Below are 13989 nucleotides of genomic sequence, written 5' to 3' on the forward strand. Positions count from 1 at the left end.
GTGTCATTCAAGATAGCCTCGGCCGCTCGGTCAATTTCAAACTATCTGAGAGAAAATGGCGAATACGTACAAGTACGGCATTCACGAGGGCTTGAGCCGTGAAGAATTGCTCTTCCTGATCTTCATCGAAGAGACTGGCAAGGAGTTGGGTGTAGACGATGCGGTCGGTATTGCGATGGTGTTACTGGGCCAGCGCTTCATCCCGACTCGCGGCAAGTTCGCGAACGCCGTCAAGGGCACCTCCATCGCGTCTGTCGTTTCCCGTCGTATGCTGCCGTACGAGCTGAAGCACCGGATTTTGCCTACCGTTACGTCGTTCACGAGTCTTATCATGTTGCGCATCAAGTTCACACGGAATATCGGCGCATTTGTCGGGCGCGCGATACCCGGAGTTGGTTGGGTAATCCTGGCCACGGATGTATCGCTGATCACTTACCGAACGGTTAGCGCCTACAACAGCATGGTGAAGCCCGAGGATCGTCTGTATGGCTGACGCATGGAAGAGTCTCGAAGCGTTTATCACGGCCGATGTCGGCAGGCTTCCGGTCGATCGAACCGAACTGACGCGGGACACGGACCTCTATCACGATCTCGACCTGGAGCCGGGCGACATCGACGAGCTCGTCAGGCAATGGGCCGTGACGTTTGGCGTCGACCTGTCCGCGTTCGACATCCACTATTACTACCCGTCCGCGAAACTCGGCATCGGATCGTTCCTCGCGGCGGTCGTCAAATCTCCGTTCAGTAACAAGGCGCGCGAGACGTTGGGCGGACGGTCACTGACGCTCGGAATGATGGAAGAGGCGATGGAGCGAGGGCGCTGGGAGCCATGATCCGTCAGGCGTTGCATGCTGCGGGCCGGATGCCTGTTTTTGCGTGCGCGCCTTCCGTCACGAATTCCGGCCCGCGACGTGTTTCATTGAGCTTCGCCGAAAGGCTTTCGGATCAACGGCAATAGGTGTCGTGACCACTGTTACTTCAACGAGCCCGGCGCACGGTATCGTCCGGATCGTGTGAATTTCTGGAGTCTGTCATGAGGGGAGCTTGGCTCGCGGCCGTACTGACGTGTGTCGTGCTGCATCCTGCGGTGGTATCGGCGAAGGATGTAACGCAGGCGTCACCGGAGGCCGGTTCACGCACTTACCTCCAGAACTTCAAGGACATGGTGCTCGCGGAGTGTCTCGCGACTGCTTGCAAGCAGGCGCCCGGCGCGAGCAAGGATATCGGCAGCAGCACCAGCGCGTTGCGCGACTGGACCTACTACGACATGGAGCGCACGCCGGATGTCATTCACTCGCTGGTGGCGAAGTATCTCGCGCGCGATTACCGGAATCCGGTCGTCGAATCGGAAGTGAAGGATGTTAAGTTCGACTTCCTGAAATGCACTGATCTGTACCACAGCAAGGAACTGGACGTAGCGGCCAAGAAACTCGTGTTGCACCCGAACAGCACCTATCGGACGGAAAACTCGCAGAAGCCGCAATGACGCGCAAGCGTCGCTGTGCAACGCAGCGACGCGCGCTCGCTATTCGAGCGTCCGGATCGAATTGCTGATGCCGCGCGCGCAGTCGATCACGGCCGGCGCGAGCTTGCGGCGCGCGTCGTCGAACGTCCAGCGGCTCGTCGGCGCGACCACATGCACGGCCGCGACGGGCTGCCCCTGGCTGCCGAGCACGGGCGCCGCGATCGACATGTCGCCGATGAACAGTTCTTCCTGATTGGTGGCGTAGCCTTCTTGCCTTGCGCCGTCGAGCAGCGCGACGAGCGCGTCGAGCGCCGTGACCGTGCGCGGCGTGTGCGGCGTGCGCGCCATGCCGTCGAGCCGCGCGCGCGCATCGTCCGGCGGCAGCGCGCTCAGGAACGCGCGGCCGCTGCCGGTGCAATACATCGGGATGCGGCTGCCGATCGGCATGTGGATCGGCACGAACTTCGTCGACACGAAACGCGCGACGTACACCATCTCGTCCTCGTCCGGCTCGGTGAGGTTGGTGGTTTCGCCGGTCAGGTTCGTGAGCTCGGACAGGAACGGATTCGCGACGTCGATCAGCGTATCGGCCGCGAGGTAGTTGAAGCCGATCCGCATCACGTGCGGCGTGAGCTGGTAACGCCGCGTGACCGGATGCTTGCGGATATAGCCGAGCTTCTCGAGCGTATAGACCATCCGCTGTGCCGAGCTCTTCGTCATCCCCGCCGCGTCGGCCACTTCCGCAAGCGTCATCGTGCGCCGCTTCGCGCTGAACGCGCGCAGCACGTTCAGCCCTTTCTCCAGCGACTGGTTGAACAGCAGGTCGTTCGACTGATCGGGCAAAGTTTCCATGAGCAAGGGGCTTGATCGATTCGATATCGAATCATAGCGTATCGAATATCGATACGCAAAAATCTATTTGCGATGTTTTTGATTCGTTTTAAGATCGGGTCATCGTCGCAACGTCGATCGGCGACTGGCGGCGCACCGGATTATTCGAGAAGGGGACATCATGGTTTCGTTCATCAAGCAGTTCGGCGCACTGGCCGCCGGTTTCGCCACCTGTATCGCCATTTCCGCGGCATCGGCGGGCGCCGTCGCGGCCGAGCCGACGCTGAAGGTCGGCGCGACGGCCACCGGCGTGCCGTTCACGTTTCTCGACGTCAAGAGCAATTCGATCCAGGGGATGATGGTCGACGCGATCACCGCGGCCGGGAAATCGGCCGGTTTTCGCGTCGACGTGCAGCAGACCGTGTTCTCGGCGCTCATCCCGTCGCTCACCACGCAGAAGATCGACATCATCTCGGCCGCGATGCTGAAGACGCCGGCGCGCCAGCAGGTCGTCGATTTCTCCGACACGGTCTATTCGTTCGGCGAAGGCCTGATCGTGAAGGCGGACGACCCGGGCCGCTATACGTCGATGGACGATTTCAAGGGGCAGGTGGTCGGCGCGCAGGTCGGCACGGCGTTCGTCGACGCGCTCAACAAGAAGGGCATCTTCAAGGAAGTCCGAACCTACGATTCGATCGCCGACATCATGCGCGACGTCGCGCTCGGGCGCATCAAGGCCGGCTTCGCCGACCAGCCGATCGTCGCGTACCAGATCGAACACGGCGTCAACCGACAGGTGCGGCTCGTGCCCGAATACCAGAGCGTCGTGAAGGGGCAGGTCTGCTTCATCGTGCGCAAGGGCGATACCGCGACGCTCGAGCAGCTCAACGGCGCGATCCGCAAGATGAAGGGCGACGGCACGCTGCAGCAGATCCTGCAGAAGTGGCACATGAGCTGAGCGCCCGCCCCCGGTTCCACGCCGGTATCGCCCGCGTCTCGCGGGCACCCGCTGCGGCGTGCCGCCCGGCCATCGCATAGGAGACCTCATGTTTTTTCAGAATGCGATCGATTTCCTGCCGATCCTGTTGAAGGGGGCGGTGGTCACGATCGAGATCACGGCATGCGCGTTCGTGCTCAGCTCGGTGCTCGGGCTGATCCTCGCGTTGATGAAGGTGTCGCGCAATCGCGCCGTGTCGACGGCCGGCAGCACGATCGTCAACGTGATCCGCGGGCTGCCGATCATCGTGCAGCTGTTCTACATGTACTTCGTGCTGCCCGATCTCGGCGTGCAACTGTCGGCGTTCCAGGCCGGCGTGCTCGGCCTGGGCATCGCGTACTCGGCCTACCAGGCGGAAAACTTCCGCGCCGGCATCGAGGCGATCGACCGCGGCCAGATCGAGGCCGCGCACGCGATCGGCATGCGCGGGCCGATGATCATGCGGCGCGTGGTGTTGCCGCAGGCGTTCCGCATCGCGCTGCCGCCATACGGCAACACGCTCGTGATGCTGCTGAAGGATTCATCGGTCGCGTCGACGATCACGGTCGCGGAGATCACGCGGGCCGGCCAGTTGATCGCGTCGTCGACATTCCAGAACATGAGCGTCTATACGCTCGTCGCGCTGCTGTATCTCGCGCTCGGCCTGCCGCTGATGTTCGGCGTGAACCGGCTCGGCAAGCGGCTCGCGCTGAGGAGAGGCGCATGATCCGGATCGATTCGATACACAAGCGCTTCCAGCAGCACGCGGTGCTGAAGGGCGTGAGTCTCGACGTGCGGCAGGGCGAGGTCGTGTGCCTGATCGGGCCGTCCGGCTCGGGCAAATCGACCGTGCTGCGCTGTATCAACGGCTTCGAGACCTACGACGAAGGCTCGATCACGATCGACGGCGTGAAGGTCGATGCGCATTCGACGCGTATCCATGAGCTGCGGATGCGGGTCGGCATGGTGTTCCAGCGCTTCAACCTGTTCGCGCACCGCACCGCGCTCGAGAACGTGATGGAAGGCCCCGTGCACGTGCGGCGGATGCCGGCCGCGCAGGCGCGCGAGCAGGCCCGCGCGCTGCTCGACAAGGTCGGGCTCGCGCACCGGATGAATGCGTACCCGTCCGAGCTGTCGGGCGGCCAGCAGCAGCGCGTCGCGATCGCACGCGCGCTGGCGATGGAGCCGCAGGCGATCCTGTTCGACGAGCCGACGTCGGCGCTCGACCCCGAACTCGTCGGCGAAGTGCTCGGCGTGATGCGCGGGCTCGCGCGCGACGGAATGACCATGGTGGTCGTCACGCACGAGATGGGGTTCGCGCGCGAGGTGGCCGATCGCGTGTGCTTCCTGCACGACGGCACCATCTGCGAAAGCGGGCCAGCACGCGACGTGCTCACGCAGCCGACGCATCCGCGCACGCAGGAATTCCTGCGCCGCCTGCTGGCGTCGGACGGCGCCGCCAACCCGGATCGAACATGAGCGAAAGGAAACCGGCACCCGCATGGCCCGACTCCCGGTGGCCGGATTCGCTGTGGGCGGCGACGGCCGCGCCGGCGCCTGACACCCCCGCGCTCGATGCGTCCGCGTCGTGCGACGTGGCGATCGTCGGTGCCGGCTTCACGGGTCTGTCGACCGCGCTCCACCTGGCCGAACGCGGTGCGAACGTGCGCGTGATCGACGGCGCGCAGCCGGGCTGGGGTGCGTCGGGCCGCAACGGCGGGCAAGTGATCCCCGGGTTGAAATACGATCCCGACGAACTGATCCGCCGGTTCGGCGACGAGGCCGGCGAGCAGCTTGCCGGCGTGGTCGGCGGCGCGGCCGACACGGTGTTCGACCTGATCGCGCGGCACGCGATCGACTGCGATGCGCGTCGCCACGGCTGGATCCAGCCGGCGCCGACCGCCGCGATGCTCGATACGGTCGCGCGCCGTGCGCAGCAGTGGGCCGCGCGCGGCGCACCGGTCGAAGTGCTCGGCCGCGACGACGTCGCTCGGCGGCTCGGCACGCACGCCTACGCGGGCGGCTGGATCGATCGCCGCGCAGGCAGCGTGCAGCCGCTCAGCTATACGCGCGGCCTCGTGCGCGCTGCGCAGGCGAGCGGGGCGGTCGTGCACGGGCTGACGCGCGCCGTCGGGCTGACGCGTGCCGACGGCCGCTGGCGGATCGCGACGGCCGGCGGTGCGACGCTGTCGGCGGATCGCGTCGTAATCGCGACCAACGGCTACACGGACGGGCTGTGGCCCGGCTTGCGCCAGTCGGTGATCGCCGCGAACAGTTTCATCGTCGCGACGCAGCCGCTCGCGCCGGATCTCGGTCGCGACATTCTCGCCGGCGGCGAGGTCGCATCGGATGCGCGGCGCCTGCTGCTGTATTTCCGCCGCGACTCGGCCGGCCGCCTGCTGATGGGCGGCCGCGGCCCGTTCGCGGAACCGCGCGCGACGAGCGACTGGCGCCATCTGGAGCGCGCGACGACGCTGCTGTATCCGCAACTGAAGGGCGTCCGGTTCGAATACCGCTGGGCTGGGCGCGTCGCGATCACCGCGGATTTCATGCCGCACGTGCACGAGCCCGCGCCGGGCGTGACGATCGCGCTCGGCTACAACGGCCGCGGCATCGCGATGGCGACGACGCTCGGCAAGCATCTGGCCGCGCACCTGTCCGGCGATGCGCAACTGCCGCTGCCGTTCCGGGCCACGCCGATCCGGCCGATTCCGTTTCACCGGCTGCAGCGCTTCTACATCGCGGCCGGGGTGGCCTGGTATCGGCTGCTCGACAGCCTTTCCTGACGGGGCGCGGACGCGGGTCGCCATCTGGCGTCCGATCGGGCAGAATCGACACTTCCAGTTTCCGCCGACGGATGCCGCATGACCGATCCGAACGATTCCCCCGGCCGCCGCGCGTACGCGAGCTTCGCGCAACGCTATTCGGACATCGCGCCGACCAAGGCGCACAACGCGCTGTACGAGCGTCCTGCGACGATGGCGCTGCTCGGCGACGTCGACGGCCTGACGGTGCTCGACGCCGGCTGCGGGCCCGGCATCTGCAGCGAGCACCTCGCTCGCCACGGCGCGACCGTGCATGCATTCGACGTGACGCCGGAGATGGTCGCGCTTGCCCGCACGCGTTGCGCAGGTCTTGCGGTCGAGGTGACGGAAGGCGATCTGTCGGTGCCGCTTGACTGGCTGCCCGACGGCCGTTTCGACAAGGTGCTGTGTTCGCTGGCGTTCGACTACGTGCGCGACCTCGAAGCGCCGCTGCGCGAATTCCGGCGCGTCGCGCGGCCGGGAGCGACGCTCGTGTTCTCGATGGCGCATCCGATGCGCGACTGGATGGACGAACGCACGCGCGGCGAGGGCACGTATTTCGACACGTCCCGCTTCGGCTTTCACTGGTCGGGCTTCGGCGAACCGAAACCGTATGTCGAGGCCTGGCGGCGGCCGCTCGCCGACATCCTGAACGCGGTGGCCGACAGCGGCTGGCGGCTCGACCGGTTCGTCGAACCCAAGCCGCTGCCGGAGATGAAGGCCGCGTCCGAACGGCTCCATGCGGAGCTGTCGCTGGCGCCGGCCTTCCTTTGCATCCGCGCGCGCCGCTGACGCGGCGGTCAAGCGGCGCTCAATGCCGCACCGGCTGGTCGTTCAGCGTGCCGAGGAACGCTTCGATATCCTTGATATCCTGCGCCGTCATCGCGGGTTTGTCGCCCGGCTTGCGATCGAACGGCGCATCGGTCACGTCGACGTTCGCGCGGTACTTCGGCGGGATGTCGTCGTACTCGTCGACCTTGCCGTCCGCGCCGCGCGAATAAAACTTCTGCGGCGAGATGCTGCGCTCGTTGTAGAACGCCATCACCTGGTCGAGCGTGTGGAATACGCCGTTGTGGAAGAACACCTGGCGCGTCGCCGAGTTGCGCAGCGTCGGCGTGAGGAACATCCCGCAATACTGCGTCTGGTCCTTCAGGTCGTCGCGGAACGGCCCGCACACGCCGAGATCGTAGAACGCCGCGTTGCGGTTCTGCGCAAGCTGCTGGTTGCGCGGCGCGCCGAGCGCCTCGTACTGGTAGTCGGTAAACATCGGCGGCAGCCCGTCCTTGCCGGGCTTCGACAGGTGGCAGCCCGCGCAATTCGCCTTGTCCGGATCGTTGAACAGGCGCAGCCCGCGCAGCTCGGCCTGCGACAGGCGCGCGCGGCCTTCGAGCCAGCGGTCGTACTTGCTGTTGTACGGATGGAACGACGGATCCTCGACCTGATACCGCGCGATCGCGAACATCGCTTCCGACACCGCGAGCTGCGGGCTGTCGAACACACGCACCCCGAACAGCTGCTCGAACTGCGCGCGGTGCGACGACTGCGCGAGCTTGTGCGCGACGTCGTCGATGCTCGCATTCGCCATCTCGACCGGATTCAGCAGCGGGCCGAACGCCTGCTGCTGCAGCGTATCGGCGCGGCCGTCCCAGAACATCCCGCCCTGCGGCACGAGCTGCGGCGCGGCCGACGCGCCGGCCACCTTCTGCGCCTTGACGACGCCGGCCGCCGCCGCGGCCTGCTGCGCGACACTCGGTGCGGCGTCGTTTTCACCGGCATCGGGGCCGATGCTGAAGTTCGGCTGGCGGTACAGATACATCAGCGACGGCGGCGGGCGATACCCGTGCTGCGTCATCGCGAGGCCGCCCGGCTGCACGTCGAGCGCATTCGGCGGCCCGTACGCATGATCGGGGCTGTGACACGACGCGCACGACTGCTTGCCCGACGCGGACAGCGACGGATCGACGAACAGCGCCCGCCCGAGCTGCGCGACCGCCGACAGCGGCTGCACGGCGGGCCGCTGCAGCACCACCGGATGCGGATTCGCGCCCGTCCAGCCGGCGACGACGGTGCCGATCGCCGCGGGTACCCGCGCGGGGAACGCGACCGCGAACGCGCCATAGCCGAGCACGGCCGCGCCGAGCACGAACGCCGCGCGGCGCAGCAGGCGGGAGGGGGAACGCGGCGCGGGGGTGCCGGAGGCGTCGGGAGACGGGAGCGCGGGGCGAGCTGTCATGCTGTCGGTTGTCGGTCGTAAATCGGGCACCGCACGAAGCGGCGCGTTAAATGGAAACGGCCGGCGCGTGATGCGCCGGCCTGCGGTCAATGGATGCCGGTCAGATCGACGGCGCCGCGCTCAATGCCGTGCCGAGCGTCGGATCGAGGTACAGCGGCGTCGTGTTCGGTTTCGACGTGAAGTCGAACAGCCCGCGCAGGTCGCCCGCCGTCGCATCGAACGAACCGCCGCCGATGCGCTGGCCGCCGAGCCAGTTGTCCTCGATGAAGCGCACGACCGATGCCTGGTCGATCATCGTGTGGTCGACGTAGTTCTGCTTCGCGTATGGCGAGATCACGATCAGCGGAATGCGCACGCCCGGGCCGCAGCGGCCGTTCACGGTGCCGCCGTTCACGCCGGTGGTGCCGCCCGTGCCGCACTTGCCGTTGCCGTTGACCTGGTCGACGGCGTCGGACGACGAACGGGTCGGCGCCGTGTACACGTGGTCGTACCAGCCGTCCGAGTCGTCATAGGTGACGATCACGGCCGTGTTCTGCCAGTCCGGCTGCTGCTGCAGGAAGTTGACGACCTTCGTCACGAACGCCTGCTCGTCGAGCGGATCCGAATAGCCCGCGTGCGCATCCTGCGCGGCCGGCGCCTTCAGGAAGCTGACCGACGGGAAGTTGCCGGCTTTCACGGCCGCGAAGAAGTCGTCGCTGTCGTACTGGTGGTTCGCGGGTTCCGCCGTCTTGCCGTCGGTCTGGACGCTCGAACCGATCGCCGCGATCGAGCTCGGGCGCGTGTGCTGCGGGTTCGACGTCGACGCGTAGTACTGGAACCAGTTGTGGTGCGGGATGTAGTCGGCCGTCGCGGCGTTCACGGCGGTGGCGATCGTGCTGCGGCTGCAGCCCGTCGTGCCGTTGCCGTTGGTCGTCGACAGGTTGAAGCCGCCCATGAAGCCGCCCCACGTGATCTTCGCGCCGTTCAGCAGGTCGCCGATGTTCTTGCCGGTCATCATCGCCTGGTCGGTCGTGCTCGAGCACACGTCGAAGCCGGGGTCGACGTCGTTGATCATCGTGAAGCCGCCCTGGCCGTCGTTGATGTAGTACGAGGTGGCTGCGAGCGTCGAGGGCTGCTTCGATGTCTTGACGATCTGCATCCCGTTGGTCTGCCCCGACACGACGTTCAGCGCGCCCGGCGTCGACGGGCCGTAGACCGTCGTGTATGCGTTGTCGCTCATCGCGAAGCGCTGCGCGTAGTTCCACAGCGCGGTCACGGTGTTGCCGTCGAAGTAGCCCATCACCTGGCCCTTCGTGCCGAACGCGCCGGCGCCGCCGGACGAGCCCTTGCCGGTGTATTTCGGGAACAGGTCGGCGAGGCCGTTGTCCTCGGCCAGCTGTTCGGCTGTGTACGCGTGGTTCTGGTCGGCGGTCGCGGCCTGCGTGCGGTCGAGGCGGAACGGGTTCGCCGCATCGGTGCCGTTGGCCGTGTTCGTGAAGTTCGGGTTCGCAGTGAGCAGCGTGCCCGTCAGCCCGTTGGGCGTCGGCGTGCCGGCCTTCGCGGTGAACGCCGGTTCGCCCGACGGGTTCGTCGCGTTCGGGTAGGTGCCGAAGTAGTGGTCAAACGAGATGTTTTCGCCGTAGATCACGACGACGTGCTTGATCGGCGTGGCGGTCTGCAGCGCATCCTGCGACGACACCGCGGGCGTCGACGTCGGATCGTCGCTGCCGCCGCAGGCGAACAGCGCAAGCGCTGCGGCTGCGCAGGCGGTGACGAGCAAGGCTTGACGGAACATCGGGAAACTCCAGGTAAGGCCTTCGATGGTGGAGAGCGGCCCCGTCGTCGTGTCGGTTCGGCGCGGAGCTCGCGAGAGAGCACGCGCATTGGAACAGTCGCGTATGAAGATATGGGGACGGAGCGGTTTCGCGACGGTTGCGCTGCGGTATCGATTCCATTACGGCGCAACGCGGTGCGAAAGAGAACGGAAAGGGGCAGACCGCGCTCAACCACGAAGACACATTTCGCGGCGCACGGGGCCGCCTGCCGCGCAGGCCGCATGGGGCGGGCGAAAGGGCGCGGTCGGCCGGTTCGCGCCTAATGCCGTGGATACCGCATTTTTGACAATCGTGTGACGTATTCATACGATGGATGCCCCGCGACGACGATTTCATGTTGCCGACCGTTACCGAGAATTCATCGTGCCGATCCCCGTTCTGTTTGCCGTTCTGTGTGCGGCATTCCTGCATGCGTCATGGAATGCGCTCGTCCGCAGCAGCGGCGACCGGCTGCGGTCGGCCACGGTGCTGCAGATCGCGATCGGGCTGTTCGCGCTGCTGTTCCTGCCTGCCGCCGCGCCGATCACGCTCATGGGCTGGCTCTGTGTCGTCGCATCGGCCGTGATCCATGTGGTCTATACGCTGCTGCTGGTGCGCGCCTACGAGCACGGCGACCTGACCGTCGCCTACCCGGTTGCGCGCGGCACCGCGCCGCTGCTCGTCACGCTCGGCGCGGCGGCGTTCGCGGGCGAGCACCTGAACGCCGGCGCGCAAGGCGGGCTCGTGCTGATCTGCGCGGGCATCCTGGCGATCGGGCTGGAGGGCGGGCGTGGCGCGAAGCACCGGATGACGCAGGTGCTGCCGACCGCGTTTGCGACCGGCGTGTCGATCGCGGCCTATAGCGTGGTCGACGGGATCGGCGTGCGGGAAAGCGGCAGCACGGTCGGCTATACCGCGTGGATGTTCGTGTTGACGGGCATGATGATGGCCGCGTACTACCGGCTGCGCGCGGGTCCGCTGCGGCTGACGCAGGATGTCGGCGAGACGGCGAAGGCTGCATGCGGCGGCGTGTTCGCGGCGCTCGCATACGGCATCGTGATCTGGGCGATGGATCGCGCGCCGATGGGCCCGGTGTCGGCGCTGCGCGAAACCAGCGTGGTGTTCGCCGCGCTGATCGCTCGCGTGTATCTCGGCGAGCGGCTGACGCCGCGCCGTGCTATGGGGTGTGCGGTGATTGCGGCGGGGGCGTTGCTGATCAGTGCGTTCGAGGCGGTGCGCTGAAGGCGCCCCGGGATGCGCAATGCGTATGTTGTGAACGCCAGTTCGACACTGGAAATCGCGTCGAATCGCTGTCGCGAACATCTATGGATTGGCCCGCAAGACCCGCGCACACGAGCGCTATATATCAAATCGTTGCTGACGCAACAAATCAAACCGTATTCGGAGAGATCTGTAGAGGGAAGCGAGGCGGCGCACAAACCCCATCGGGCCGCTTCGGTAGGCCGATTTAGCCGAAAAGACCTGGCACGGGTGTCGCGTAGGTCGCAAGATGAAAGAGCACGACAAATAGCGTAGTTGCAATGAACGCGATGCCCCACTTGCGCGATGACCAACGTCGGTAAGCGAAGGCATTGAGTGCGGCAAAGACGACCGAAGGCCACAAGGTCAGGGCGAACAGGCCGACGATGAATACTGCGTGTGGAGCGCAGTGTTCCATGTCGTTGCAGCCGGTCGAATGCGACGGCGGATCAGGCCAATGAATACGGCTGAACGTATAAAGGGACGCCCATGTGATGAGCAAACCCCATAGGAACCCTGGAACTGCAACAGCCAGTCGTTTCATTGAACTTCCCAGAAGAGGATTTCTTTCGAGTTGGCCAGATCTGAATACCAATTCCCGCGTCGACCCCGAAGGTAATCAAGAGGGTTAATCATGCTCGGCACGCCTATGCGAAACCGCCAGAACGAAGCGGTAGATGGCGTAAGGGTATCTTTGTTCCATAGGTCAATATGGCCGCCGCTCAACGCGTCATCAGAATCCCCTTCTTGCCGCCAGTACCCAAAAAAATAGATGATACCGGTTCGGCCATTAATCTTGCGCTGCCAATCCTGACCCGTGATGTTTTCCGGCTTGCCCAGGCCGAGGAACGGGTGAAGCTTCAACCATTCGGCCAACTCGTAGGCGCGGGTCGCTGTTGCGTTCCCGTCGAGTATCAGACGACCTAGCGACTTCTTCCCCGGCATCGGTTTCAACACCTTCTGAGAAAACGACTTCATGTCGCTTCCGATGTGGTGAAACGTAACGCTCATGCGAATGGCGCACTGGTTCTCATACTGGCCGGTGGGATCATCGTATGGATCCTTCTTCGGATAGGCGCTCCAAAGTTCACGAAATGACAACGTCTGAAGCGTTACCGGTTTGATGGACCCTTTAGTGTCGTTCGAGCGAACCTTAGTGGGCTTGTTCGGCATCGGTCAGCTCTCGTATTGTTTTTCAATGGCTTCGTCGCCCCAATAAACCGTGTACTCATCGGGCTTGTTGCCGGTATCGACGCGAGGCAATTCTCCGCTTGGATCGAGTCGGCCGTTGTACGTGCGGCCATCTGCCGTTTCGATGTGGTACGGATATCCGACAAGTACCGACTTGCGTGTCGTACACACCAGCTTTTCGTCGTAGCCGGAAGGCGCGGCAGATCGGGTTGGCGATGTAGGTGGCTGAGCTTCGCGGGCTGCTGCTACTTGCCTGGACGTGCCGCTGTCGGCTTCGTAGAAAATTCGACTGTCGCCGCCTGCGATGACCTTGTTTTGTCCACACGGACAGAGCACGGGGTCGCCATTCAAAACGACTCTACGACCGTGGCAACTCATGCGCGTGGCGCTGCCGAAAATCCTGAACGCCCCTTTGCAATTGCCACATGTTGCCTCGTCGCCGTCCAAAGCAACGCGTTTACCGTTATCGAATATCGTTGACGTGACCGCAATGAGGAATCCGCCGGTTGTTGTCGAGTCACTGTCTCTTGCTGCCGTTCTGCGCATCGCCGTTTCCTTTTGCGTTAAGGAATCGAAGACATTCGCCGGCAAGGGAGAAATTGTCTATGGGACTAATTCGAATTTGCGTGTGATCGATCCGACGGTTCGTATGCGTTAAACATCGGCGATGTGACGTGAGGCGAGCAACAACGTGCTCGAGTTGCTGTCGATCTCGCCGGCACCCGTCTGCGAATGACCGGCCGGCGCGCCGGCTGTCACGCTTCAACCGGCATCGCGCTCGTGCACTTGATCTCGTCGAGGCACACGCTCGAATGCACGCCACTGACGCCGGGAATCCGCATCAGCGTTTCGAGCAGGAACTGCGACAGCCCCTTCAGGTCGTGCGCGACGACCTTCAGCACATAGTCGATGTCGCCCGTCACCGAAAAACACTCCTGGATCTGCGCGAGATCGGACACCAGTTTCTGGAACTTGGACAGGTCGCGGATATGCCCGCGCTCCATCGTCACGTGCACGAACGCGGTGACGCCGAAGCCGAGCGTGTCGGGGCAGAGCCGGGTTTCGTAGCGGCGGATCGCGCCGATCTCTTCCAGCCGCCGGTGGCGCCGCAATGTCTGCGCGGGCGACAGGCCGACGGCCTTCGCCAGATCGAGGTTCGACGCACGGCCGTTCTCCTGCAGGATCGAAAGCAAGTGGCGATCGATGCGGTCGAGAACCGGTTCAGGCATTTTTATTTCCTCATTTGTCTCCTGGATGCAATCTTATCTCATAATGTAGGGTTTGCATGAACGGGTTACGAAACCCGATTTCGCCGTCGCGACGCTAAACTGACGCCGGATTTTCGTGTGTGGCCGCAGCAATGCGGCGTGGGCGACAAGTCGGCGGCCGGTCTGGCGGGCACGCTGACAGGAATCGGGCGCCGCCACGCGAAGATT

The 13989-nt window shown here is 64.8% G+C and carries 16 protein-coding genes; 9 read left to right on the top strand and 7 right to left on the bottom strand.

Features of this window, described 5'->3' with window-relative positions:
- The first annotated feature begins 55 nt into the window (after positions 1–55).
- From KVT39_RS00980 to KVT39_RS00990, 3 genes are all read left to right on the top strand, one after another.
- The gene (locus tag KVT39_RS00980; RefSeq protein ID WP_105389972.1) at positions 56–493 is read left to right on the top strand and encodes an STM2901 family protein; all 438 of its coding nucleotides are present in this window, start codon (positions 56–58) and stop codon (positions 491–493) included.
- The gene (locus KVT39_RS00985; RefSeq protein WP_105389973.1) at positions 486–833 is read left to right on the top strand and encodes a DUF1493 family protein; all 348 of its coding nucleotides are present in this window, start codon (positions 486–488) and stop codon (positions 831–833) included. The genes KVT39_RS00980 and KVT39_RS00985 overlap by 8 nt, the downstream gene beginning before the upstream one ends.
- Before the next feature lie 200 nt (positions 834–1033).
- Positions 1034–1486 (top strand): type VI secretion system amidase immunity protein Tai4, encoded by a 453-nt coding sequence (locus KVT39_RS00990; RefSeq protein ID WP_217587052.1) that lies wholly within the window; start codon positions 1034–1036, stop codon positions 1484–1486.
- A 39-nt stretch (positions 1487–1525) separates the two neighbouring features.
- On the opposite strand, the gene KVT39_RS00995 is transcribed toward KVT39_RS00990, so the two are convergent.
- Positions 1526–2317, bottom strand: coding sequence for an IclR family transcriptional regulator (locus KVT39_RS00995; RefSeq protein ID WP_217587054.1), 792 nt, complete (start codon positions 2315–2317; stop codon positions 1526–1528).
- A gap of 160 nt (positions 2318–2477) precedes the next feature.
- Between KVT39_RS00995 and KVT39_RS01000 the strand changes: the two genes are divergently transcribed.
- From KVT39_RS01000 to KVT39_RS01020, 5 genes are all read left to right on the top strand, one after another.
- The gene (locus KVT39_RS01000; protein WP_105389975.1) at positions 2478–3254 is read left to right on the top strand and encodes an ABC transporter substrate-binding protein; all 777 of its coding nucleotides are present in this window, start codon (positions 2478–2480) and stop codon (positions 3252–3254) included.
- An 88-nt stretch (positions 3255–3342) separates the two neighbouring features.
- The gene (locus KVT39_RS01005; protein ID WP_034179585.1) at positions 3343–3999 is read left to right on the top strand and encodes an amino acid ABC transporter permease; all 657 of its coding nucleotides are present in this window, start codon (positions 3343–3345) and stop codon (positions 3997–3999) included.
- The gene (locus KVT39_RS01010) at positions 3996–4751 is read left to right on the top strand and encodes an amino acid ABC transporter ATP-binding protein (RefSeq protein WP_217587056.1); all 756 of its coding nucleotides are present in this window, start codon (positions 3996–3998) and stop codon (positions 4749–4751) included. The genes KVT39_RS01005 and KVT39_RS01010 overlap by 4 nt, the downstream gene beginning before the upstream one ends.
- On the top strand, positions 4748–6058 hold the full coding sequence (locus KVT39_RS01015; protein ID WP_217587058.1) for an FAD-binding oxidoreductase: 1311 nt from the start codon (positions 4748–4750) through the stop codon (positions 6056–6058). The genes KVT39_RS01010 and KVT39_RS01015 overlap by 4 nt, the downstream gene beginning before the upstream one ends.
- Before the next feature lie 78 nt (positions 6059–6136).
- Positions 6137–6868, top strand: a complete 732-nt coding sequence (locus tag KVT39_RS01020) for a class I SAM-dependent methyltransferase (RefSeq protein ID WP_217587067.1) — start codon at positions 6137–6139, stop codon at positions 6866–6868.
- Positions 6869–6887: 19 nt separating this feature from the next.
- Here KVT39_RS01020 and KVT39_RS01025 read toward each other — a convergent pair whose 3' ends face one another.
- Both KVT39_RS01025 and KVT39_RS01030 read right to left on the bottom strand, forming a co-directional pair.
- A complete protein-coding gene (locus tag KVT39_RS01025) occupies positions 6888–8309 on the bottom strand; it encodes a cytochrome-c peroxidase (protein ID WP_217587069.1) in 1422 nt (473 codons plus the stop codon).
- A 100-nt stretch (positions 8310–8409) separates the two neighbouring features.
- The gene (locus KVT39_RS01030) at positions 8410–10083 is read right to left on the bottom strand and encodes a phospholipase C (protein WP_217587071.1); all 1674 of its coding nucleotides are present in this window, start codon (positions 10081–10083) and stop codon (positions 8410–8412) included.
- Between the two features lie 403 nt (positions 10084–10486).
- Here KVT39_RS01030 and KVT39_RS01035 point away from each other — a divergent pair, with 403 nt between their 5' ends.
- Positions 10487–11344, top strand: coding sequence for an EamA family transporter (locus KVT39_RS01035; RefSeq protein WP_034179579.1), 858 nt, complete (start codon positions 10487–10489; stop codon positions 11342–11344).
- A 226-nt stretch (positions 11345–11570) separates the two neighbouring features.
- Here the strand turns inward: KVT39_RS01035 and KVT39_RS01040 are convergent, their stop codons facing one another.
- The 4 genes from KVT39_RS01040 to KVT39_RS01055 all read right to left on the bottom strand — a co-directional run bounded on the left by KVT39_RS01040 (position 11571) and on the right by KVT39_RS01055 (position 13782).
- Complete coding sequence (locus tag KVT39_RS01040) at positions 11571–11906, bottom strand: hypothetical protein (RefSeq protein WP_217587073.1); 336 nt, start codon at positions 11904–11906, stop codon at positions 11571–11573.
- Positions 11903–12535 (bottom strand): type VI secretion system amidase effector protein Tae4, encoded by a 633-nt coding sequence (locus KVT39_RS01045; protein ID WP_217587074.1) that lies wholly within the window; start codon positions 12533–12535, stop codon positions 11903–11905. The genes KVT39_RS01040 and KVT39_RS01045 overlap by 4 nt, the downstream gene beginning before the upstream one ends.
- A gap of 3 nt (positions 12536–12538) precedes the next feature.
- Positions 12539–13099 (bottom strand): PAAR domain-containing protein, encoded by a 561-nt coding sequence (locus KVT39_RS01050; RefSeq protein ID WP_217587076.1) that lies wholly within the window; start codon positions 13097–13099, stop codon positions 12539–12541.
- A 209-nt stretch (positions 13100–13308) separates the two neighbouring features.
- A complete protein-coding gene (locus KVT39_RS01055) occupies positions 13309–13782 on the bottom strand; it encodes an Lrp/AsnC family transcriptional regulator (protein ID WP_034179576.1) in 474 nt (157 codons plus the stop codon).
- Positions 13783–13989 lie beyond the last annotated feature (207 nt).

The sequence above is a fragment of the Burkholderia sp. GbtcB21 genome (assembly GCF_019091065.1).
GTDB lineage: Bacteria > Pseudomonadota > Gammaproteobacteria > Burkholderiales > Burkholderiaceae > Burkholderia > Burkholderia pyrrocinia_C.